Genomic DNA, 22,892 nt, shown 5'->3' on the forward strand with positions numbered 1-22,892 from the left:
GGATGGGAAGAAGCGGACGAGACGTCCGCGGTCCCAGCCGGGTGCCACGCAGATTGTTCTGCGCAACAAAAAGGGCTTCTCCGATGTCGGAGAAGCCCTTTTCCGTCTGAAGGACCAGCAATGGCGACAATCTTCACCGAAGATTGTCGCTGAGATGCCGGTGATCCCGGCAGGGATCAGTTGTCGAGGAAGCTCCTGAGCTTGCGCGAGCGGCTCGGATGCTTGAGCTTGCGCAGAGCCTTGGCTTCGATCTGGCGGATACGTTCGCGCGTCACCGAGAACTGCTGGCCGACTTCTTCCAGCGTGTGGTCGGTGTTCATGCCGATGCCGAAGCGCATGCGCAGCACGCGTTCCTCACGGGCGGTCAGCGAAGCCAGCACGCGCGTGGTCGTTTCGCGCAGGTTGGACTGGATGGCCGCGTCGATCGGCAGGATGGCGTTCTTGTCCTCGATGAAATCGCCGAGATGTGAATCCTCCTCGTCGCCGATCGGAGTTTCCAGCGAGATCGGCTCCTTGGCGATCTTGAGCACCTTGCGCACCTTTTCGAGCGGCATGGCGAGCTTCTCAGCCAGTTCCTCCGGCGTCGGTTCGCGTCCGATCTCGTGCAGCATCTGCCGGCTCGTCCGCACGATCTTGTTGATCGTCTCGATCATGTGCACGGGGATGCGGATGGTGCGGGCCTGGTCGGCGATCGAGCGGGTGATCGCCTGCCGGATCCACCAGGTGGCATAGGTCGAGAACTTGTAACCGCGACGGTACTCGAACTTGTCGACCGCCTTCATCAAACCGATATTGCCTTCCTGGATCAGATCGAGGAACTGCAGGCCGCGATTGGTGTATTTCTTGGCGATGGAGATGACGAGGCGCAGATTGGCCTCCACCATTTCCTTTTTCGCCTGGCGGGCTTCGCGCTCGCCCTTCTGCACCATATGCACGATCTTGCGGAACTCGGTGATCTCGAGGCCGGTCTCGGTGGCGAGGTTATGGATATCCTCGCGCATCGTCTTGATGGTCTCGAGCTCGTGGGCCACGAACTCCCGCCAGCCCTTCGAACCGAGCTTGGAGACGCGCAGGATCCACTTGGGATCAAGCTCCGAGCCCTGATAGGTCTTGAGGAAGTCCGTCCGATCGACGCGATAGCTCTCGGCCAGGCGCATCAGGCGGCCTTCATAGCTGATCAGGCGCTTGTTGATGTCGTAGAGCTGCTCGACCAGGGCATCGATACGGGCCTGGTTGAGGGAGAGGCTCTTGACGTTGACGACGATCTCTTCCTTCAGCTTCTTGTATTTGCGGTCCTGCGACGGCGAGAGCGAGCGGTTCTGCAACCGGCTCTCGACATTCACGTCCTGCAGGCGACGCAGCTTCTTGTAGTCATCGGCGATGCGATCGAAGGTCTCGAGCACCTTGGGCTTGAGCTCGGCTTCCATGGCCGAGAGCGACACGTTGTTCTCCATGTCGTCTTCGTCCATGTCGCTGTCCATCGGCGGCAAGGCGTCGTCGTCCATCTGCTGCTGCTGCTGCTCGGCCTCGCCGGCCTCAGCCTCGCCTTCGCCCGCCACTGCCGGCGGATTCTTGCCGTCGGGGCCGGCATAGGTCGCTTCGAGGTCGATGATGTCGCGCAAGAGAATCTTGCCGTCATTGAGCTCGTCGCGCCAGATGATGATGGCCTGGAAGGTGAGGGGGCTTTCGCAAAGCCCCGCGATCATCGCCTCGCGGCCGGCCTCGATGCGCTTGGCGATGGCGATTTCGCCCTCGCGCGACAGCAGCTCCACCGTTCCCATCTCGCGCAGATACATGCGCACGGGATCGTCGGTGCGATCCGTCGGCTCCTTGGCCGTGGTGGTGGAAGCGATCGCGCGCGAAGAGGTGGTGGCTTCGACGAGGTCGCCACCTTCGGCTTCCTCCTCCTCGCCCTGAGCAGCCTCCTCGGGCTCCTCGTTCTCTTCGTTCTCGACGACATTGATCCCCATCTCGGAGAACATGGCGAGCACGTCCTCGATCTGGTCGCCGTCGACCTGATCGGAAGGCAGGACGTTGTTGATCTCTTCATGCGTGACGTAGCCACGCTTCTTGGCGCGCTTGATCAAGGCGCGAACCGCGGCATCCGAGAGGTCGAGCAAGGGGCTGTCCTGGCTCGGCGCTTCGGTGTCCGGCGTTTCTTCCTTGTCAGCTTCCTTTTTCGCCATCGTTGCTTTCCCTCACTCGCTCAAGCAGGATTTCGCAGCTCGCCCCGCCGGGTAGAGCTCGGAAATCCCGCACAACGTTCCACCAGGACCAGCCTGGCCACTACCAATTCCCCCGGGCCACAGATTTCGGCCCGTAAGCACTGGCGCATCCGCACACCCTGTGCGACACCCGATATGGAAATCTTCAGATTCGCCGGAAGGCGCCTCCGAATAATTCCAAACAACTTCAAGGCCTTGGCGCAGGATCCTGGCCTCGAGCCTAAACTCCAGTTCCAAACCCTGACCTGGCGAGGGGTTCCCGCCACAGGCACCCCGTTTGCCAACACCAAAAAGGGCAGCATCCGGTATCCGGAGCCACCCGACTTGTCACAGCCTTGCTCCAGAGCCCTGGGAAGACCTTCCGTTCAACCTCGCAACGCCTTGCGGCGACTGGTAGAATCGAAATTCCAGTTCCAGGAACTGGTGCTATCACTACCCGGGTAAAGGCTAATCCGCCGTTAACCCTGATGGTTCCTACACAGCCCGCGAAGTCCGCCCGGAGGAAGCTCCAAACCCTTCGATCACTGCCTCGGTTCCTTCCATCGCGGCGATTTGTGCCTTGATATCAGTGAGCCGAGCCCAATTCTCTTCAGTGAAGTCCCGATCCAAAGCCGCCTCAGCGTGCTTAAGCTCCTTATGTAGCGCGCGATTCTTATGATGCAAGGCCACTGTATGCAGGAAACCGTCCCGAACGTCAGGAAATGCGGCGTCCCGTCGCACCCAAAAATGCCCCGGAACGGTCAGAGCGGCGGTATGCACCAGCAAACGCTCGAATCCAAGTGTCTTGAGTTCGGCTTCGATCTCAACTGATTCGCGCAAGCCGTGCGCCACGCAGTCAATCAACGCCTTGCGCAACCGGCCAGCTTCGACATTGTCGAATTCGAGCCCGGCCAGCAACTCGCAATGGGCGTCGAGCAAATGCGGATGTGCCACCAGAGCCGCCAATATCAAGGCCTCACGGGTTGGTATGGTGCCATGACCGCCGCGCATATGCGCGCTTTCCCGTACGGCGGGTGTCACCACATGGGCAGTCTGGGCCGTTTCGCGCCGGCCGCCGCTCTGGCGCCAGGCCCGTTGCTGGCCACCGCCGAAGCCGGACTGGGTGGCCCGGGCGGAGGCAAAGAAACTGCGCAGGCGGTTGTCCATTTCCGCGCGATAGTGCTTGCGTACCGTCTCGTCGCGGATCGGCGCCAGCGTATCCATCAGCTTGCGTTCGAGCGCGGCCCGCCGCTCCGGCGTGGAAAAGTCACCGCTTTGCGTTTCCCGTTCCCAGAGGATGTCGGACAGCGGCAGGGCGCCCTGCAGGACTTCCGACACGGCGGTCGCACCGGAACTGCGCACCAGTTCGTCCGGATCCTGGCCGCTTGGAAGAAGCGCGAATTTCAGCGTCTTGCCGGGCGCGATCTGCGGGAGGGCGACGTCGACGGCGCGATAGGCGGCGCGCCGCCCGGCCTTGTCACCGTCGAAGCACAGCACCGGTTCCTCGCTCATGCGCCAGAGCAGGTTCAGCTGATCCTCAGTCAAGGCCGTGCCGAGCGGCGCGACCGTGTGACCGAACCCCGCCACGCTCATCATGATGACGTCGACATAGCCCTCCACCGCGATGACGCCACCCTTCTCATGGGCAGCCTTGCGGGCGCGGTGATGGTTGTAGAGGCAGGCACCCTTGTGGAAGAGCGAGGTTTCGGGCGAGTTGAGATATTTGGCGGACGCTTCCTTGTCCATGGCGCGGCCGCCGAAAGCGATCACCTTGCCGCGCGCATCATGGATGGGGAACATGATGCGGTCGCGGAAGCGATCATAGGGGACCTGGATGTCCTCGCCATGGATGAGCAGGCCCGCTTCGATCATGGCGTCGCGGTCGACACCCTTGCCGGCGAGATGGTCGCGCAGGGCGAATTTCTCATTCGCCGAATAGCCGATGCCGAACTCGGCCTGGATCGCCGGCGTCAGGCCGCGATCGGCGAGATAGCCGCGTGCCGCCGCACCTTCGCGCGCCTGCAGGCGCGACTGGAAGAAGGCGGCGGCGAGTTCCATCACCTCGTGCAGCGAGGCACGCTGCTCCTCGCGCCGGACATCCTCCACCGTCATCTTGGGCAGGGCGACGCCCGCATCGTTGGCGCAACGCTCCACGGCTTCGGGGAAGGAGATCCCCTCGACCTCGCTCAGGAAGCGGAAGATGTCGCCATGCTTGCCCGAAGAGAAGCAGTGATAGAAGCCCTTCTGGTCATTGACATAGAAGGAGGGCGTCTTCTCGGCATTGAAAGGGGAAAGACCGCGCCATTCCCGGCCCTGTTTCTTGAGCTTGACGCGCCTGCCCACCACCTCTGACACAGGTAGCCGGGCGCGGATTTCGTCGAGCAGGGAAGGCGGATATTTCATGGGCTCTTATGTGAGGACGCAGGCCGCAGGCGCAAGAGTGTCACTCTAGCACGGAAGGGATGAGTCGAATCTTTCCCCGCTGTCCTCAGGGCGCACCTTCCGTTCACGCCTGAGGTAGCAGAATGGCGGCTTGCGGACATGAAAACGCCGCTCTCGATGATTGCGTGTGATCGTCACGCGCAGGGAGGAACCGTTGGCCGAGATCTTGCGGATTTCTTTTGATCCTGATCCCGGCATGGCGCGGAGCGCACGAAAAAAAGGCCCGGCGCAAGCCGGGCCTCCCTTGATGCGATGATCGCAATGACGGATCAGAAGGTGCGCTTGATGCGCACGCCACCCATCCAGAAATCCGACTTGGCGTCGCGGGCGATGGCCGGCGCACCGGCCGCTGGCACGAAGGCCAGATTGTCGATCTGCTGATGGGTGTAGGTAACTTCGCCGGTGACGGTCAGGCCCTTGACGACCGTATAGGTCAGATTGCCCGTCAGCGAATACTCCTGGACCTTGCGGTCGCCGAGATTGCTGAATTTGTCATAGGTGGTGTCGATATAGGCGCCGACCAGGTTGGCCCCCCATTGCGGCGTGAAGTTGCCGCCAAGTTCAGCGGTTACCGACCAGCCCTTGCCTCCATCGATCGTCCGATTGTTGGACGTCACGAAGTAGTCCTGGCCCTTGAGCTTGGTGCTGCCGATTCCGAGATAATCGAGAGCGCCGTCGGCATACTGGCCTTCGATTACGAAGTGACCCTTGTCGAGGGCTGGAATGTTCAGCAGCAAGCTTCCTCCGACCGCGTATCCCCATTTATTGGAGCGAGGATAGTAGCCTACGGTGCCAGGGGCGATCGGGATGCCGGCGGCGTCAACCGCGGGCTCGGCCGTACGATATTGATGCGCAGCGGCCTGGACGGCGATCGAACCCCAATCCTGCTTCAAACGGATCTGGCCGACAATGTCGGGGACCTGTTGCCCGCCCTGTATAGTCTGGAAGGCGTTCTGGCGATGGTCACGACCGTCCTCGACCGACAGCGTTGCTGTGAAGCCGCTGCCGAAATCGGCCGTGTAGGCCAGCAGGTTCACGACGTTGGATTGGGCGTAGTAAGGCCCCCAGATCGTATTGCCGTAGTCGAGGTCATAGAAGCCGAAGAAGGAGTGAGCATACCCGGCTGTCAGGCCGCCGAACTGGATGTATGCATATTTGATCGAGAAGGTGTTGCCAGACGTATCGCTGCCGACACTCCAATTGCTCGGAATTGGATGGCTATTGGCTCTGAGTTGGAAGAAAGAGCGCAGCAGGCCGAATTCAGTCTGCGTGCGGGCGTCGAAGGAGATGCGAGCCTCGGTGTTGAAGGCGCTACTATGGTTGTTGCGGTTCTGCTTGTAACGGTCGCCGCTGAAATTGTTTCGGCCAGTAACACCGTCGCCGCTCTGGTTGTAGAAGCGATAGTCGGCACGGATTTCGCCGCCGATCTTGAGGCAGGTATCGCTGCCAGGGATGTAGAAGAAGCCGGGGCCGAAGGCCGAGCAGACCTTCACATATTCGACGGCTTCCCCCTTGGTCATGGGGAGGTCGGCGGCCTGGGCGGTGGCAAGGGCGGCGAAACCAGCCGCGGCGCCGAGGAGGAGAGATTTCATCGTCATCTGAAGGCTCACTGAGCAAATTGAGTTGGGTACTTTGGGCTGGCTCGTCTCGAGCCGGGCACAGGCTTTCGCCCAAAAAGGGCGTTTGGAGCCGGATGCTCGTGAAACGAGAGCCGAAGTGTCTTTGCGAAATCCCGAGGAGATTCACAACAACGTTTGCAACAGACAACTGATATGACGTTTTAATAACTGAATAGTGTCTCTAAAAAGCCACATTGTGTTTTGTGACAATTTGATGAAACTAAAGATATGTTTTATTAAAACTGTATATAATTGAAGATAAACTGATTATTATTGCGGTCCGGGGGAAATGCTCAGGCATCGCAAGGAAAATCCCCCATGTTTTCGACCGATTTGTTCTAGAAATGGAACAGCCTTCACCGCGAAAACAGGGCGCAATTGCAGACGGATATTCGCGCGTGATCTGCGTTTTTACGTGATTACGCTCAGAAGTTGAATTTGATTGCGGGACGTAAACGGTCAGTGCCGCGGAGGCGTTCACTCCGCGGTTTCGGCGGCGACCTGCCTGAAGACGTCCCGCAGCCAGGCAAGCAGGCGGTCATGCTTGCGGGATGCATGCCAGACCATGGTGACGGCCAAGGCCGTCGGCCGAATCGGGGGCTCCAGGAGGATGAGCCCGAAGGCCGGAGCGAACTGGCGTGCGAAGGCACGAGACAGCATGGTCACCATGTCGGTGCGGGCTACGGCCATCAGCGCCGAGGTGAAATGCGGCGTTGTCAGGCCGATGCGTCTTTCCAGCCCAGCCGCGGCCAGCACCGCATCCGCCTCGGTGCTGCCGTCGCCGAAGACGGACACGGTGACATGAGTGAGGGCGGCATAGGCGCCGAGGCTGAGCGGTCCGTTCCGGGCGGCTGGATGATCGCGCCGCATGATCAGCGCGAGGCGATCGTCCATCAGCATCTCGCTATGGGTTCCGGCCGCGAGCGGGTAGTTGGCCAGAGCGAAGGTCAGGTCGACATCACCGCTCTGGAGACGGCGGGCGATGTCCGTTCCGATCGGCATGGCGCGCAGATCGACATGCGGCGCTTCTTCGAGCAGACGGGCCATCACGCCGGGAAAGAGCAGGGTGGTCAGCGAATCGACGGCCGCAATCCGTAGCGTGCGGCGCTCGGTCGAGGGATCGAAGAGCGGTTCGGCAACGAGGGCGCGGATATCGGCCAGGATCTCCTGCACCTGCGGCACCAGCGCCTCGGCGCGCGCTGTCAGCACCATGCCGGCTCCCGAGCGCAGCATCAGTTCATCGCCGAACAGATGGCGCAGACGATCGAGTGCCCGGCTCATCGCCGGCTGGCTGAGGCCTATCTCGCGTGCCGCGCGGCTGACGCTGCGCTGGGCGAGCAGGGCGCCGAGCGCCGTCAGCAGGTTGAGATCGATCGATTTCAAATGCACGTCGCGCATATAGTAAATATAAACCATGCATTGGAGTTATGATAGGGCACTTGCTAGCGTCTCCTCATCAAGGAGAACGCACCATGTCTGCCAAAATCATGATCCTGGGTTACGGCCCCATCGGCCGCGCCATCGCACAGCAGCTTTCGGAGGCCGGCCGCGAGGCGCTGGTCGCTCAGCGGCGGGAACCAGCCAATCTGCCGTCCGGCGTGCATTTCCATGCCTGCGATGCTCTTGACCGGGCCAGCCTGACGGCCGCGCTGCACGGGCACGACGTGCTGATCTGCACCATCGGGCTCGCCTATGACGCGGCCGTCTGGGAGAGGGACTGGCCCCGCCTGATGGCCAATATGCTAGCGGCTTGCGAGGCGAACGGGGCACGTCTGGTTTTTGTCGACGACCTTTACATGCACGGCCCCCAGCCCGGGCCGCTCGATGAGAACACGCCCCTCGATGCGCCCGGTCGCAAGGGCAGAGTGCGCGCCGCTATCACCCAGCAATGGCAGGCTGCCGGCACGGTGACGGCCACAGCCTTGAGGGTGACGGATTTCTACGGCCCCGGCGTGACGCTTTCGGTGCTTGGCCAAGAGGCCATCGGCCGTCTTGCCGCCGGCCGCTCCGCCCAACTCGGCATCGCCGCCGACGAGCCCCATGCTTTTGCCTATGCACCGGATGTCGCTGCGGCCGCGATCCTGCTCGCCGATGCTTCGGACGAGGCCTATGGCCGGGCCTGGATGATGCCCTGTGCGCCGGCGCGCACGCCGCGCGAGATCATCGGCATGGCCGCTACGGCGCTCGGCGTAAAACCTCGCCTGCAGGCGCTCCCCTGCTGGCTGCAGAGGTTGATGGGGGCGTTCGTGCCTTTTCTACGGGAGTGGACCGAGACGGCCTATCAGCACGACCGCCCCTTTCTGGTCGATGGCGGCAGTTTCGAGCGTTCTTTCGGCTTCAGGCCGATGCCGCTCGAGCAGGGGATTTCGGCCACTGCGGCCAGCTTTCTCAAATCCTGAGAATCACTGCCCGACGATGGCTTCACCCAAACGCAGAGGAGTCTGCAGCAGCGTGCCGGCCGTATTGACGACGAACAGACCGGTGCGCGAGATCGGATTGCCGCGGGCGGCCGCCGCGTCGCTCTTGGCCATCTGGCTGAGGGAGGGCAGCAGGCCGACGAACTTGCTGTGATTCATCGAATCCAGGCTCTGGGCATCCGACATGTCGATCACCCGCAGGCCGTAATGGGCGATGGCCTGCTGGGCCTCCTTGTTGTCGATCAGAACATTGCCGACGCGCGGCACATCCCCTGCCAGTCGCTGCGAGAAGCCGAGTGCCCTGTCGTCGCGTGAGATCCCGACCGTGATAGGCTGGTTCAGCTTACCGATGGTGTCGAGTTGGGTGCGGAAGACGTCGATGTCGATGTCCGGCGACATCAGGAAGACTTCGCCGAGCTTGGGAATGAAGGCCGAGTTGCCACGGATCTTGGACTGGCGGAGGGTCTCCACCGCCAGCCAATTACCCATGGAATGCGCGATGATGTGGATGCGTCGCACACCCGGCGTGCGGGCGAGGCCGTTGAGGGTGGCTTCAAGATAGTCGCGCGAATAGGTGGTGCTCTCGCGATCGGCGACATAGCCGGTCAAGGTGCCGAGCGAGGGCCAGGCGAAGGCTACGACCGCTCCCGGAAAGCCGCTGTCCTTCTCGAGCTGGGCAACCCGATAGACGGCTTCCTGGTAGTTGGTGTTGTAGCCATGCACGAAGACGATGACCTCGCCACTGCCCTTGGTGTCCTTTGCCACGGCTGCGTCGAAACGCGCCTGGTCCAGGGCCGTCGAACCGGTAACGACGAAGTTCACGGCAGGATTGCCGGGAGGCTTCTTCGGCCATTCGATATTGCCGACGACATGGTTGGGCGGCACCGAAATCGTGTAGGCCTCATAACTCACGCCGAAATTGCGCTTGGTGGTGAAGTCGTTCTTGTCGGTGGCGGAGCGCTGACGCGTGGTGGCGACCAATATGTTGACCGGCGTACCGATACCCGGCGATGCCGAGACCGGATGCAGCATCAGCGCACCGGGCCGGTCGGCGCAGGACGCCAAGCCGGCCACGGCGAGCAGGACCACCGAAAACCGAACCAGGAAGCGTGGGAAGGGCGCCATGCCGGCCTCATTGTTGCACGGCCGGCAATCTAGCGGGCGCGCCGGTCTCGGGAAAGCCTGGAATTTAGACGTCCTTAACCGCCGAGCGCTTCCTTGACCAGCGGGCTGGTCTTGCCGAAATCCATCTTGCCGGCGAAACGCTCCTTCAGCGCGGCCATGACCTTGCCCATGTCCTTGACGCCGGCGGCTCCGATTTCGGTCACCACGGCGGCGATGGCGGCCTTGGTCTCGGCCACGTCCATCTGCCTGGGCAGGAAGGAGGAGAGGGTTTCGATCTCGGCCTTGCTGGCTGCGGCCATTTCCTCGCGGCCTGCCTTGACGGCGGTCTCCAGCGTCTCCTGGGCCTGCTTGATCATCTTCTGCAGCATGGACAGGATCTCGCTTTCCGGGATCTTGCCGTCATGCTCGCCGCCGCGGGCGGCGATGTCGCGGTCCTTCAACCCGGCCTGGATCATGCGCACGACCGACAGGCGGGCCTTGTCGCCGCCCTTCATGGCGTCCTTGACGGCGGTGGTGAAATCGTCGCGCAGAGACATGGTGCCCTACCTTTCCTGGAATCAAAATTGTTCACCGAGCGGCACGCAGCAGCGAAATATTTGGTAGCTCCGTCTCAAATCATTGAATTTGCTTACGATTTTGAGCGTCACCAAGGGTTGACGGCAAGCCGTCCGCCCCCTACTTTCCGCCGCGCCTGCCGGGCGGAGCCAAATGTGCCGCCGCCATTCATCCGGCACTTAAGATGAAAATGACCGTCACACAAGCGAGCGCGAAGGACAGAGACATGGAAAATGGCTGGGCGGAACCCAAGGCGACCGCGCTCCTGGTCCTCGCAGACGGCACCGTGATCGAAGGCATCGGGCTCGGCGCCGTGACGAAGGCGGCGGGCGAACTGTGCTTCAACACCGCGATGACGGGCTATGAGGAAATCCTCACCGACCCTTCCTATGCCGGCCAGATCATCACCTTCACTTTCCCCCATATCGGCAATGTCGGTGTCAATGACGAGGACATCGAGACGGTCAACATGGCCTCTTCCTCCGGGGTGAGGGGTGTGGTGCTGCATGCGCCGATCACTGAGCCCGCCAATTACCGTGCCAGCCGCCATCTCGATGCCTGGCTCAAGGCTCGCAACATCGCCGGGATTGCCGGCATCGATACCAGGGCGCTGACGGCACGCATCCGCGAGGGCGGCATGCCCAATGCAGTGCTCGCCTTCGATCCCAACGGCAATTTCGACGTCGAGGCTCTGAAGCGCGAGGCCGCCGGCCTTCCTTCGATGGACGGCCTCGATCTAGTGCCCCCGGTCACGACCGCGCAGCGCTTCGACTGGGACCAGACCACCTGGGAATGGTCGCAGGGCTTTGGCAAGCAGGAGGCGCCGCAATACAAGGTGGTCGCCATCGATTACGGCGTGAAGCGCAACATCCTGCGCCTGCTGGCCGCGGCCGGCTGCGCCGTCACCGTGGTACCCGCCACCACACCGGCCGAGGAGATCATCGCGCTTGAACCCGATGGCATTTTCCTCTCCAACGGCCCCGGCGATCCTGCGGCGACCGGCCAATATGCCGTGCCGGCGATCAAGGCGCTGCTCGAAAAAGATATCCCGATCTTCGGCATCTGCCTCGGCCACCAGATGCTCGGCCTCGCTCTTGGCGCCCGTACGGCCAAGATGAAGCAGGGCCATCACGGCGCCAATCATCCGGTCAAGGATTTCACCACCGGCAAGGTCGAGATCGTCTCGATGAACCATGGTTTCGCGCTGGATCGCGACAGCCTGCCGGCTGGCGTGGTCGAAACCCATGCCTCGCTGTTCGACGGTTCCAATTGTGGTATCGCGGTCACCGGCAAGCCGGTCTTCTCTGTGCAGCATCATCCCGAGGCCTCGCCCGGCCCACAGGATAGTCACTACCTCTTTAAGCGGTTTGTCGAAAACATGGCGTCTCGCCATGGTGTTGCCGCAGTTGCGCAACACAACGCCTGATCGAAAACGGAGCAGTGTGCATGCGAGCAAGCGTCGCCTGTCTCTTCCTGACTGTTTTCTGCGGCACTGCGGTGGCGCAAACGGCAGATGGACCGTTGGTCCCCCTGCCGGACTACTTTCAGAAGAGCATCGCCGCGGCGAACGCCAAGCCGTTGCCGCCCCTCAAGCCCAAGCCCAATCAAATGCGGGCCATCCGGGCTTCGACCGGGCTGGAAGGCCTGCCGGACCTGATCGTCCATGGCGGCGTGCCCACCCCACCGGAGCGACCCCGCGGCAATGACTCTCCCGTGGTGTCCGCCTATGCCGCCGATACACCCTTGCCGCCTGCGCGCCCCGATACAGATATCGACGTGGCCGGGCCAGAGCCCGATGGGGCGCCGGCGCAAGCCAACGCCGCATCGAATGCCAAGCCCGACGGTGGCTTGCCACCCGGAACCTTGTCACATGCCTTCGTGCCGCTGCCCGTGCGCCGGCCCGGTGGCATCGATGACCGCATGACCACCAATCCTGGCCTCAATGCACCGCCGCCGGAAACCAAGGTCGCCATGCTGGGTGCCTTGCCGGGCGCGGGCATTGCCATCAACAATCTGGCGCGTGCGGTCCCCGAGGCCGCCATCGTCAAGGGGGCTTGCAGCGTGGGGCAGCCCTATCGCCTGATGGCGTTGGGGCCGGGCAGCCGCACCACGCTGGTGCCGGCCGCGACCGTCGACTACGCCATGGTCAACGGGCTGGTGCGCTGGGAGGCCGGCATGCAGGCTGCCGCCAAGCAGTATCTCGGCGAGAACGTCGTTGCCATCAAGGTGGCTGCTTCCTATGTCTGCCGGGGCATGAACAACATTCGCGGCGCCAAGCTCTCCGAGCATGCCAAGGGCAATGCCATCGACATTTCCGGCTATATTACCGCGAGCGGCAAGGAAATCACCGTCCGTCATGACTTCAAGGGCGGGGGTGCCAAGTCGGCCTTCCTGAAACAGGTGCATGGCGTGACCTGCGGCGTGTTCCAGGTCGTGCTGGGCCCCGGTTCGGATGGCTACCACGAAGACCATTTCCATATGGATCTCGGCCGCTGGAAGAGCTGCCGGTAAAACCAGCCTCATTGCTGGTCCGCGCGCCGAGCCCGCTCTTGCCGGCGGGCCGGCCCTCAGCCGCGGCAGCCGGCAGTCTTCGCAATCTCCCGCGATGACGGCTCCGGTTTGGCTCGGAACAGACGCATGAACCGGGCCAGGCGCGTCGTGATTGTGGCTCTCGCCCGCCTGTGCGGCTGATTTTCTTCTCGATAAGCTCGTCGCTCCTCCATCTGTGCCACTTCGGTGCCCCGCAGCGCAGCCTGCGGTGACAGGGCAAGGCTAAGGCCTCTGGTCAGGCCGGCAGTTAGATAAGAATCAATCATGATAGGTTACCTCCTCACCGCTTGCAAAAGCTTGGTGACATGGCAGCCATTCTCAGGAAATATTGGGTAATCGGCAAACGAGTTCAGTTTGAATATTGTGCCTGTTTCATAAGTTTTTCTTGTGAGTGAAGCGTATGGAAACACTGCCATCCCTGCCGGCCTTGCGCGTGTTCGCCGTGGCGGGAAAGGCGTTGAGTTTCACCCGCGCAGCCCAGATGCTGAACGTCACCCAGGCGGCGGTTTCGCATCAGATTCGGGTGCTGGAGGAGCAACTCGGCGTCAAATTGTTCCAGCGCACCACGCGCAGCCTTCAGCTAACCGCTGCCGGGCAGCAATTGCTGCCGGCAGCCGTGGCTGCCTTCGGCGAGATCGAGCGGGCGGTTGCCGGCATCAGGCGCGCGCAGAGCCTCCTCTCGATCACCACGACGCCTTCCTTCGGCGCCCGCTGGCTGGCACCACGCCTGCCCCGCTTTGCCGAGCTCCATCCCGAAATCGAGATTTCGGTGCGTCATACCGAGACGCCGCTGGATATCGTGGCCGAAGGCATCGACCTTGCCATTCGGGGCGGCCTCGGCAAATGGCTGGGCCTCACGGCGGAATTGATCGGCCCGTCGGTCACCCTGCCAGTGGCCGCGCCTGATTATGCCGAGCGTCTGCGCCTGGCCGAACCCGCCGACCTTGCCCGCGCCAGCCTTCTGCACGATCAGGATCGCAGCGACTGGCGCGAATGGCTTGCCGTGGCACGCCTCGATCCGGCTCTGGCACAGGCCGGGCCGGTATTCGACGACGAGAACGTGCTGATCGAACTTGCCATGGCCGGTCAGGGGGTCGGTCTGGTCGTCGGCAGTGTGGTTGAGGGGCTGATCCGCCAGGGGCGCCTGGTGGCGCTGTTCGACCGACAAGTCACGCTCGGCTATGGGTATTATCTCGCTTATCCAGCCGGCGCCCTGGCTCTGCCCAAGGTAGCGGCCTTTCGGCGTTTCGTGCTGTCGCAGGCGCGGTGAGGGCCGGAGCGCGGACATCCTGTCCGCCCTTCATCTCCACGAGCGCAGGGTTTTATTGGAAGGAAGGGCGGACAGGATGTCCGAAGCAGCTTATCGGCATCTCAACGCTTTGATCGGCTGGCCGGGCTTCCATTCTATGTCATTGCCGCTCCAGAAACGCCCCTGCCTGTCCGAAGCATAGAGAGCATTGCTTTCGAGCTCGCAGGTGAAGGCCAGGGAGGTGAGCGAGATCTCACCGACGGCATGATAATCCTCGCCGCTCGCCTCGATTCGCAGAACGTCACGGTTGCCGCCGATACCGCTCGCATCGAGGCGGAAGCGTCCTTGCGTATCCGTGGTGGTAAGCATGCTGTGGCTTGGCAGGTGTGAGGAGGTCGCGCGAATGCGGATATTCGGAACGGGCTTGCCTTGGTCGAGCAACAGGCCCGTTGCGCCGAAGCCTGCGAGTGCCCCGGCCTGGCCTGAAACGGGGGCCTCGGTGAGACGACAGGCGCTCAGAACGAAGCAACTGGCGAGGATGGCGAGGCGTAGGCTGATCATGGGCGTTTTCCACGGCCAAATGGGCAGATCTCGCGGAGATGGCCAACCATGATGGCACGATTAGGCCATTTTCGCGGCTGACACATGCTTCCCTTGCGTTATCGTGGCCGGGCAGGTTTCATCGGTCCCGAACAGGATCTCACCGCCAGGAGGGAATGACATGGGCCTACGTTTGATTCGCGCCGTCCTGGCAGCCGGACTGATCACCGCACCGGTCGCGGCTCAGGCCCAGACCAAGGACAGCTGTCAGAGCCTCCTGCAACGCGGTGGCAAGGTGATTGACACCTATGTCATGGATTTCGGCTCGGGCGACAAGCTCTATGTCCATATCGTGCGCATGCCCGGCGGCCAGACGACGAAATGCACCACGCGCAGGCCGCTTTGAGCCGCCCATCGAGCCCACAATTTCTGTTACGATCGTCACTTTCCGCTCAGGTCGGCATTCGGCCCCTTTCGCAAGACGCCAAAATGGTTTAGTCGAACCGCTCGATCCGCCGCAGCCGATCTCAATCGGCCCGAATCGTGTTCGGGCCGATTGAGATCGGCTGGTACCGTGAATATCCGGCCGTGGAGTCCCCTCCGCGGCTTTTTCATGCCGGCCCTCCTAAATCGGACGAGCGATGCCAAAACGTAGCGATATTTCCTCCATCCTGATCATCGGCGCTGGCCCGATCGTCATCGGCCAAGCCTGCGAATTCGACTATTCGGGCACGCAAGCCGTCAAGGCCCTGCGCGAGGAGGGCTATCGCGTCATCCTGGTCAATTCCAACCCGGCCACGATCATGACCGACCCGGATCTGGCGGATGCGACCTATGTCGAGCCGATCACGCCCGAGATCGTCGCCAAGATCATCGAGAAGGAGCGCCCGGACGCGCTGCTGCCGACCATGGGCGGCCAGACCGCGCTTAACACCGCGCTGAAGCTTGCCGAGATGGGCGTGCTGGAGAAATTCGGGGTCGAGATGATCGGCGCCGATGCCGACGCCATCGATAAGGCCGAGGACCGCCAGCGCTTCCGCGAGGCCATGACCAAGATCGGCCTGGAGACGCCGCGCTCGAGCCTGGCCCACAGCCTTACCGAAGCGCTGGAGGCGCTCGACCATGTCGGCCTGCCGGCGATCATCCGTCCCTCCTTCACGCTGGGCGGCACGGGTGGCGGCATCGCCTACAACAAGGCCGAGTTCATCGACATCATCGAGCGCGGCCTCGATGCTTCGCCGACCAGCCAGGTCCTGGTCGAGGAGAGCGTGCTCGGCTGGAAGGAGTTCGAGATGGAGGTCGTCCGTGACAAGGCGGACAATGCCATCATCGTCTGCTCGATCGAGAACATCGATCCGATGGGCGTGCATACCGGCGACTCCATCACTGTCGCACCGGCGCTGACGCTGACGGACAAGGAATACCAGATCATGCGCAACGCCTCGATCGCGGTGCTGCGCGAGATCGGGGTGGAAACCGGCGGCTCCAACGTGCAGTTTGCCGTCGACCCGGCTACCGGACGCCTCGTCGTCATCGAGATGAATCCGCGCGTCTCGCGCTCTTCGGCGCTGGCTTCCAAGGCCACCGGATTCCCGATCGCCAAGGTCGCCGCCAAGCTCGCCGTCGGCTATACGCTGGACGAGATCGAGAACGACATCACCGGCGGGGCGACGCCGGCCTCCTTCGAGCCGACGATCGACTATGTCGTCACCAAGATCCCGCGTTTCGCCTTCGAGAAATTCCCGGGCGCCGAGCCGATCCTTTCTACCGCGATGAAGTCGGTCGGCGAGGCGATGGCCATTGGCCGCACCTTCCAGGAGAGTTTGCAGAAGGCACTGCGCTCGCTCGAAACAGGTCTCAACGGCCTCGACGAGATCGAGATCGACGGCCTTGGCCAGGGTGACGACAAGAACGCCATCCGTGCCGCTCTCGGCAAGCCGACGCCCGACCGCCTGCTCAACATCGCCCAGGCCATGCGCCTCGGCCTGTCCGACGTCGAGATCCACGGCGTGTGCAAAGTCGATCCCTGGTTCCTGGCCCAGATCCGCGGCATCGTCGAGACCGAGCAGAAGGTGCGCGCGATCGGCCTGCCCCAGACCCAGGGTGCCCTGCGCAGCCTCAAGGCCATGGGCTTCGCCGACCGTCGCCTCGATGCACTGGCCGGCGTTCCGGAAGGAACGGTAAAGAACCTGCGCACGAAACTTGCCGTGCATCCCGTCTTCAAGCGCATCGATACCTGCGCCGCCGAATTCGCCTCGCCCACCGCCTATATGTACTCGACCTATGCGCCGCCCTTCGCTGGCGCGCCGGCCGACGAAGCCAATCCGTCCGACGCCAAGAAGATCGTCATTCTCGGCGGCGGTCCCAACCGCATCGGCCAGGGCATCGAGTTCGACTATTGCTGCTGCCACGCCTGCTTCGCGCTTTCGGATGCGGGCTATGAAACCATCATGGTCAACTGCAATCCCGAGACGGTGTCGACCGACTACGACACCTCTGACCGCCTCTATTTCGAACCGCTGACGGCCGAGGACGTGCTGGAGATCCTGCGCGTCGAGAAGTCCAAGGGAACCCTGCACGGCGTGATCGTGCAGTTCGGCGGGCAGACGCCGCTGAAGCTGGCGGCGGCGCTTGAGGAGGCGGGCATTCCTATCCTCGGCACCACGCCCGACGCGATCGATCTTGCCGAGGACCGCGACCGCTTCAAGCGCCTGCTCGATAAGCTCGGCCTGCGCCAACCCAAGAACGGCATCGCCTATTCGGTCGAGCAGGCGCGCCTGGTCGTCGCCGATCTCGGCCTGCCGCTGGTGGTGCGTCCCTCCTATGTACTGGGCGGACGCGCCATGGCGATTATCCGCGACGAAATTGCCTTCGACGATTACCTCCTCGGTACCCTGCCGCAGATGGTGCCGCCGGAGATCAAGACGCGCTATCCCAACGACAAGACGGGCCAGATCAACACGCTGCTGGGCAAGAACCCGCTGCTGTTCGATCGCTATCTTTCCGACGCGGTCGAGGTTGACGTCGACGTGCTCGCCGATGGCAAGGATGTCTTCGTCGCCGGCATCATGGAGCATATCGAGGAGGCGGGTATCCATTCCGGCGATTCGGCCTGTTCGCTGCCGCCGCGCTCGCTGAGTCCCGAGGTCCTGGACGAACTCGAACGCCAGTCCAAGGCCATGGCCCTGGCCCTCGATGTCGGAGGCCTGATGAATGTGCAATACGCCATCAAGGACGGCCTGATCTATGTGCTCGAGGTCAATCCGCGCGCTTCGCGCACGGTGCCCTTCGTGGCCAAGGTGATCGGCGAGCCGATCGCCAAGATCGCCTCCCGGGTCATGGCGGGCGAAAGCCTGGCTTCCTTCAACCTGAAAGCCAAGAAGCTCGACCATATCGCGGTCAAGGAAGTGGTGCATCCCTTCGCGCGCTTCCCTGGTGTCGATACGGTGCTGGGCCCCGAAATGCGCTCGACCGGCGAAGTCATCGGTCTCGACCGCGACTATGCCGTCGCCTTCGCCAAGAGCCAGCTTGGAGCCGGTGTCACCGTGCCATCAGGCGGCACGGTGTTCGTGTCGGTGAAGGAGAGCGATAAGCCGCGTATCCTCGATTCGATGCGGCTGCTCGCCGAGCTCGGCTTTTCGATCGTCGCGACCGACGGCACGCAGCAATTCCTTGCCGGCCATGGCGTCAACGCCACGCGTATCAACAAGGTCTTGGAAGGGCGTCCGCACATCGTCGATGCCATCAAGAATGGCAGCATCCAGCTGGTGTTCAACACCACGGAAGGGGCCCAGGCCCTGGCGGATTCGCGTTCGTTGCGACGTGCCGCCCTCTTGCATAAAGTCCCATATTACACCACTCTCTTCGGAGCGGTGGCGGCTGCGCAAGGGATCAAAGCCCATAAGGGCGGGGATCTGGAAGTGCGGCCGCTGCAATCCTATTTCTGAAAGGAGGCACCCTCTCCCGTGGGGGGAGGGTACCGTAAAATTGCAAAACCGATATGTCAGCCGCGCCGGGAAAGTCCGTCCGGCGCGTATCTTTTTTGCGTTTGGAAAGAGAAGACGAAGCAATGGACAAGATCCCGATGACGCCGGCAGGCTATGCCGCGCTCGAGGCAGAATTGAAGGAACGCCAGCAGGTTGAACGGCCGCGCATCATCGCGGCGATTTCCGAAGCGCGTTCCCATGGCGACCTTTCCGAGAACGCCGAATATCACGCGGCCAAGGAAGCTCAGGGCCATAATGAAGGCCGTGTCGCCGAACTCGAAGATGCTTTGTCTCGCGCCGAAGTGATCGATATTTCCAAGCTGTCCGGCGACACCGTCAAATTCGGGGCCCTTGTCACGTTGATCGACGAAGACACCGAGGAAAAGAAGACCTATCAGATCGTCGGCGAGAGCGAGGCCGATGTCCGCTCCGGCAAGATCTCGATCGGTTCGCCGCTCGCCCGCGCTCTGGTGGGCAAGAAGATCGGGGTCTCCGTCGAGGTCAACACGCCCAAAGGCCCCAAGGCCTATGAGATCGCCAACGTCGCCTGGCGTTGAGCCGACCGCTGATTTCAGGCCCCTGTAACGCAGTGCGCCGCATCCTCGCCGGGTGCGGCGTTTTGCTGTTGGATACAGGACGACATGGTCGCATGAATTTGCTTCGATTGGGGAGACGGCACGTTCTATAGAGAGCGAGTATCTATAGAGAGCGCGTATCGCGAGCAGGAGGGTACCATGACTTCGGAACGTATCGGGCGCAGGGGCTTCCTGACCATTGGCGCCGGTCTGCTGCTCACCAGTTGCGCCACCTCTTATGGCGACAATCCCGCCATTCCCGTCATCCGCAGGGTTCAGGTCAGCGGGAGCGGCAATCTCTGGCTCCAGCGCATGCCGCCCTATCTTCAGCGCAATCTCGTCCGTCAGCTCGGCTCGCGCTACCAGCCCGGCGCAAAGGGCGGAGCGACATTGTCGGTCGTGCTTACCGACATCAGTTTTCCTGTGGATTCCGACGGTGGCCTGGTCAGCTTCGACAGTGTCGACACGCTCGATGGCCGCATCACGCTGTCGTCATCGGGGGGCGTGATCAAGAGCTTCCCGCTCTTCGCTACCACGACCTCGGTGGATGCCGCTGCTGAAGTGCCTGATCCGACACCGCGCCGGTATGATTGGCTGGCTTCCAGCTACGCGCATTGGCTGCTGAGCAAGCTGGTTCAGGCTTGATACGGTTCCCTCAAGATGGGCAAGCACGCCCAGCTGAACCGCATCGGGGTCAGGCCCCTTCGCTCACGTCGAGTTCGAGGGGAACGATCGGATCGTCCTTGATGGAACGCAGAGTCAGCGCCGTCTTGACGTTGCGCACGGCCGGCCCTGCCGTCAGCTCGGCCACGAAAGCCTGGAAGGAGCGCAGATCCTTCGCCACGCATTTGAGCACGAAATCGACGTCGCCGGACAGCATCCAGCATTCGCGCACCAGGGGCTGATTCTTCACATAGGTTTCGAAGGATTGCAGATCCGCACCGGCCTGCGAGGTCAGATTGACCATGGCGAAGATGGTGATCTCGTAACCGAGCGAGGTTTCGTCGAGCAGGGTACGGTAACCCTTGATCACGCCGGCATCTTCGAGGGCCCGCACACGCCGCAGACAGGGGGGCGCGGAAATGCCGACGCGCTTGGCCAGCTCCACATTGGTCATGCGACCATCGGCCTGTAGTTCCTGCAGGATTTTCCAGTCAACAGCATCAAGGCGTGCGCGCACGATAAGCATTCCGATTAAGAGCGGTTAAGCCGTCCTAAACCGGGGAGAACAGCCAGGCAAGCATCTTTGTTACCCAATCGGCCTTGCTGCGTGAAACAAACTTGCGTGTGCGGAAAATCGGCGGGCCAGCACTGCGGCAAATGCCGTGCTGGCCCGTGGAGTCTTGTTCGATACTGGCGGAGCGCGAAGGGTCAGTCTTCAAGCTCGAAGCGTGCGGATACGGTGACGTTCAGCGCGCTCTCTCCGGACTCGATCGGCACCGAATCCTGCACGGCCTTGGCGCGATAGAGGCCGCCGCCGATCGGGCCAGTATTCTCGCTCAGATCCACCAGTTTGCCCAAGCGCAGACCGGAGGCCTTGGCATAGATCTCGGCCTTGCGCCTCGCATCGTCCAGGGCGGTCTTGCGAGCCCCGTCGAGCAGGACCGACTGGTCGGAGACGACGAACTGGATGCCCTCGACGCTGTTGGCGCCGGCGCTCACCGCCTTGTCGAGGATATCGCCGAGCTTGGGCAGGTCGCGCAGCGTCACGTTCACGGTATTGGAGACAGTATAGCCCGCAATGGCCGGGCCATCTTCGGAACTCGACGAGAACTTGCCGTTCTGTGGGCTCGCCGGCTGCACGCTGAAGCCCGAGGTCTGCAGGTCCTTGGGATCGATGCCGGCTGCCTTGAGCGCGGCGAGAACCTCGCCGGTCGCCTTGGAATTGGCGGTCAGCACGTCGCGCGCCACCTTGCCTGCGCTCTGCACGCCAACGCTGACATAGGCCAGATCCGGCTTGGCACCGACCGTCGCCTCGCCATTGATGGCGATCACGCGCTTGAAATCTTCGGCTTGGGCGGCGCCGAGCGCTCCGGCCAGCAGCAAGGCGGCGAGGGCGGGGCGGGCGACGAAGGACGGTAGCATCGATGAACTCCAGTGATAAAAATTGCGAGTGGAACCTTGCAATCGAAGGCGGCGGCATGATGACGGGCTTGCGGCAGGCATCGCAATTGCGGATAGCCGATTGAACCTGGACAAGACTCTGCCTATAGATGCCCCGTCTGGCACAGCCGGGCCTGTAGCTCAATGGTTAGAGCCGGCCGCTCATAACGGTCTGGTTGGGGGTTCAAGTCCCTCCGGGCCCACCAGAACTCCTTACAGGAATTCGCTAGCCTGGCGCGATTATCGGTCATTGCAGGTCGGTGGTGTTGCCGTCCGACCTAGCCAGCGCAGGGTGTGGTTCGTGCCCAACCTTGTTCAGCCACTGGGCGAATTCCTCCCAGGTTCTGTCCATGGCATAGCCGGGCAAAAAGGGCAGGGACAAGTGCCCGAAGAAGGGAGACAATTGGGCTTGCGCCTTCTCGCGGCCGGCCTTGGCGATTGCGGCGACATAGAGGGCGGCGGCAAGGCCGGTGCGGTTGGCTCCGGAAGCGCAGTGGATCAGCAGCGGTTTTGGCGCCTGCGCCATCAAGGCGATGAGTTCTTCGGCTTGTTCCCGGCTCAGCCCCCGCTTGGCCGACATCCGGAAATCGATGTGGTGAATGCCGAGCACCTTCGCATCGGCGACTTCCCTATCATACCAATCCTGGCCGGGATTGCTGCCGCGCAGATTGATGATGGCCTTGATGCCATAGCGCTGGACGTTGAATGACATCGTGGCGCTGCCGAGTTGAGCGGACCGATAGACCTGTCCGCGAATCACCGTGCCGAAATTGCCCCAGCAGATGAGCACCACGACATAGATAGCCACGGCGGAGATGCTCCAGAACAAGGTTCTGGAGAGCCATCCGCAGGCACGGCTGCCCCCTTTCGACCGTGCAAGCAAGACGCGTGGAAGCAGGTGTCTCAGGGAAGATCCTGGGTTGTAGCGGACATGTTGTTTCAATCTGTAATAAGACAGCAGCAGCGCGAACAGGATCGACAGCGATGCAAGGGCGATGGAGCGATCCGTACTTATTTTTTCATAAATTGATGCGAAAATTGCCGCAATTATCATTAGATTTATTAGAATAAATGAGATTATGTTATCAATGTTTCTAAATATATCCCTGATTATGTCCCTTATTTTCATGAAAAAGGGTGGCATTTTTTGCATCCTGAAGCCGAATTTTTGAGATTGATGTGCCGGCTTAATGGGAAGTGCGTTGCAAGAGTGTCGCCGGCGATAAATCTATACTGCTGATTATTATTGCATGGACATTGCGTGGTTATGTCGATGGCGCGCGACAAGAGGGGGATGTCATCTCGGAGAGGTGCCCGCCACTGCCGAAACCGACAAAACCATGCGGACTATGGCGGAGGGTTTCCCATCAGCGCATCCAGAGCAGCGCGCCGGGCGAGGGCGTCGCCGTATTCGAGGCCAGCCGACAAACTCGCAATGGCAACCAGGCGGTTATCGGGGTTCTAGAGCCGATGCGCCTTGCATGGGCGCGAGTCGGCTCCGGGTTGGGGCCACATCGGCCGACCCGT

General features: G+C 62.1%; 18 protein-coding genes and 1 tRNA gene. 9 read left to right on the forward strand and 10 right to left on the reverse strand.

What is annotated here, in order from left to right; translation table 11 throughout:
• Window positions 1-176 precede the first annotated feature (176 nt).
• The 4 genes from rpoD to ACZYTC_RS05340 all read right to left on the reverse strand — a co-directional run bounded on the left by rpoD (window position 177) and on the right by ACZYTC_RS05340 (window position 7,681).
• On the reverse strand, window positions 177-2,186 hold the full coding sequence (rpoD, locus tag ACZYTC_RS05325) for an RNA polymerase sigma factor RpoD (protein WP_488989080.1): 2,010 nt from the start codon (window positions 2,184-2,186) through the stop codon (window positions 177-179).
• 513 nt (window positions 2,187-2,699) lie between these two features.
• On the reverse strand, window positions 2,700-4,607 hold the full coding sequence (gene dnaG / locus ACZYTC_RS05330) for a DNA primase (protein WP_488989081.1): 1,908 nt from the start codon (window positions 4,605-4,607) through the stop codon (window positions 2,700-2,702).
• A 308-nt stretch (window positions 4,608-4,915) separates the two neighbouring features.
• The gene (locus ACZYTC_RS05335) at window positions 4,916-6,244 is read right to left on the reverse strand and encodes a porin (RefSeq protein ID WP_488989082.1); all 1,329 of its coding nucleotides are present in this window, start codon (window positions 6,242-6,244) and stop codon (window positions 4,916-4,918) included.
• Window positions 6,245-6,742: 498 nt separating this feature from the next.
• The gene (locus ACZYTC_RS05340) at window positions 6,743-7,681 is read right to left on the reverse strand and encodes a LysR family transcriptional regulator (protein ID WP_488989083.1); all 939 of its coding nucleotides are present in this window, start codon (window positions 7,679-7,681) and stop codon (window positions 6,743-6,745) included.
• A 56-nt stretch (window positions 7,682-7,737) separates the two neighbouring features.
• On the opposite strand from ACZYTC_RS05340, the gene ACZYTC_RS05345 reads away from it, so the two are divergent.
• The gene (locus tag ACZYTC_RS05345; protein WP_488989084.1) at window positions 7,738-8,664 is read left to right on the forward strand and encodes an NAD-dependent epimerase/dehydratase family protein; all 927 of its coding nucleotides are present in this window, start codon (window positions 7,738-7,740) and stop codon (window positions 8,662-8,664) included.
• 3 nt (window positions 8,665-8,667) lie between these two features.
• On the opposite strand, the gene ACZYTC_RS05350 is transcribed toward ACZYTC_RS05345, so the two are convergent.
• Window positions 8,668-9,807 (reverse strand): alpha/beta hydrolase, encoded by a 1,140-nt coding sequence (locus tag ACZYTC_RS05350; RefSeq protein WP_434957047.1) that lies wholly within the window; start codon window positions 9,805-9,807, stop codon window positions 8,668-8,670.
• A 74-nt stretch (window positions 9,808-9,881) separates the two neighbouring features.
• A complete protein-coding gene (locus ACZYTC_RS05355; RefSeq protein ID WP_434957046.1) occupies window positions 9,882-10,343 on the reverse strand; it encodes a GatB/YqeY domain-containing protein in 462 nt (153 codons plus the stop codon).
• 245 nt (window positions 10,344-10,588) lie between these two features.
• Between ACZYTC_RS05355 and carA the strand changes: the two genes are divergently transcribed.
• The 3 genes from carA to ACZYTC_RS05370 all read left to right on the forward strand — a co-directional run bounded on the left by carA (window position 10,589) and on the right by ACZYTC_RS05370 (window position 14,182).
• Window positions 10,589-11,788 (forward strand): glutamine-hydrolyzing carbamoyl-phosphate synthase small subunit, encoded by a 1,200-nt coding sequence (gene carA, locus ACZYTC_RS05360; RefSeq protein WP_454814474.1) that lies wholly within the window; start codon window positions 10,589-10,591, stop codon window positions 11,786-11,788.
• Window positions 11,789-11,808: 20 nt separating this feature from the next.
• Window positions 11,809-12,873 carry an extensin-like domain-containing protein gene (locus ACZYTC_RS05365; protein WP_434957044.1) on the forward strand — a complete coding sequence of 355 codons (1,065 nt, stop codon included), beginning with the start codon at window positions 11,809-11,811 and terminating at the stop codon, window positions 12,871-12,873.
• A gap of 439 nt (window positions 12,874-13,312) precedes the next feature.
• Window positions 13,313-14,182: a LysR substrate-binding domain-containing protein gene (locus ACZYTC_RS05370; protein WP_488989085.1), complete on the forward strand. Its 870-nt coding sequence runs from the start codon at window positions 13,313-13,315 to the stop codon at window positions 14,180-14,182.
• A 90-nt stretch (window positions 14,183-14,272) separates the two neighbouring features.
• Here ACZYTC_RS05370 and ACZYTC_RS05375 read toward each other — a convergent pair whose 3' ends face one another.
• Entirely contained in the window at window positions 14,273-14,722 is a 450-nt protein-coding gene (locus ACZYTC_RS05375; RefSeq protein ID WP_488989086.1) for a hypothetical protein, read from the reverse strand.
• Between the two features lie 160 nt (window positions 14,723-14,882).
• On the opposite strand from ACZYTC_RS05375, the gene ACZYTC_RS05380 reads away from it, so the two are divergent.
• From ACZYTC_RS05380 to ACZYTC_RS05395, 4 genes are all read left to right on the forward strand, one after another.
• Window positions 14,883-15,107 carry a hypothetical protein gene (locus ACZYTC_RS05380; protein ID WP_441772309.1) on the forward strand — a complete coding sequence of 75 codons (225 nt, stop codon included), beginning with the start codon at window positions 14,883-14,885 and terminating at the stop codon, window positions 15,105-15,107.
• Between the two features lie 235 nt (window positions 15,108-15,342).
• On the forward strand, window positions 15,343-18,648 hold the full coding sequence (carB, locus tag ACZYTC_RS05385; protein ID WP_488989087.1) for a carbamoyl-phosphate synthase large subunit: 3,306 nt from the start codon (window positions 15,343-15,345) through the stop codon (window positions 18,646-18,648).
• A 122-nt stretch (window positions 18,649-18,770) separates the two neighbouring features.
• Entirely contained in the window at window positions 18,771-19,244 is a 474-nt protein-coding gene (gene greA / locus ACZYTC_RS05390; protein WP_149254640.1) for a transcription elongation factor GreA, read from the forward strand.
• A gap of 177 nt (window positions 19,245-19,421) precedes the next feature.
• Window positions 19,422-19,907: a hypothetical protein gene (locus ACZYTC_RS05395; protein WP_434957039.1), complete on the forward strand. Its 486-nt coding sequence runs from the start codon at window positions 19,422-19,424 to the stop codon at window positions 19,905-19,907.
• Between the two features lie 49 nt (window positions 19,908-19,956).
• Here ACZYTC_RS05395 and ACZYTC_RS05400 read toward each other — a convergent pair whose 3' ends face one another.
• Window positions 19,957-20,442, reverse strand: a complete 486-nt coding sequence (locus ACZYTC_RS05400) for an Lrp/AsnC family transcriptional regulator (protein WP_434957038.1) — start codon at window positions 20,440-20,442, stop codon at window positions 19,957-19,959.
• A gap of 191 nt (window positions 20,443-20,633) precedes the next feature.
• A complete protein-coding gene (locus ACZYTC_RS05405; protein WP_488989088.1) occupies window positions 20,634-21,347 on the reverse strand; it encodes an SIMPL domain-containing protein in 714 nt (237 codons plus the stop codon).
• Window positions 21,348-21,495: 148 nt separating this feature from the next.
• On the opposite strand from ACZYTC_RS05405, the gene ACZYTC_RS05410 reads away from it, so the two are divergent.
• Window positions 21,496-21,571, forward strand: a tRNA-Ile gene (locus ACZYTC_RS05410).
• 41 nt (window positions 21,572-21,612) lie between these two features.
• Here the strand turns inward: ACZYTC_RS05410 and ACZYTC_RS05415 are convergent.
• Entirely contained in the window at window positions 21,613-22,509 is an 897-nt protein-coding gene (locus ACZYTC_RS05415) for a tyrosine-protein phosphatase (protein WP_488989089.1), read from the reverse strand.
• Window positions 22,510-22,892 lie beyond the last annotated feature (383 nt).

Source organism: Labrys sp. F242, assembly GCF_057813875.1.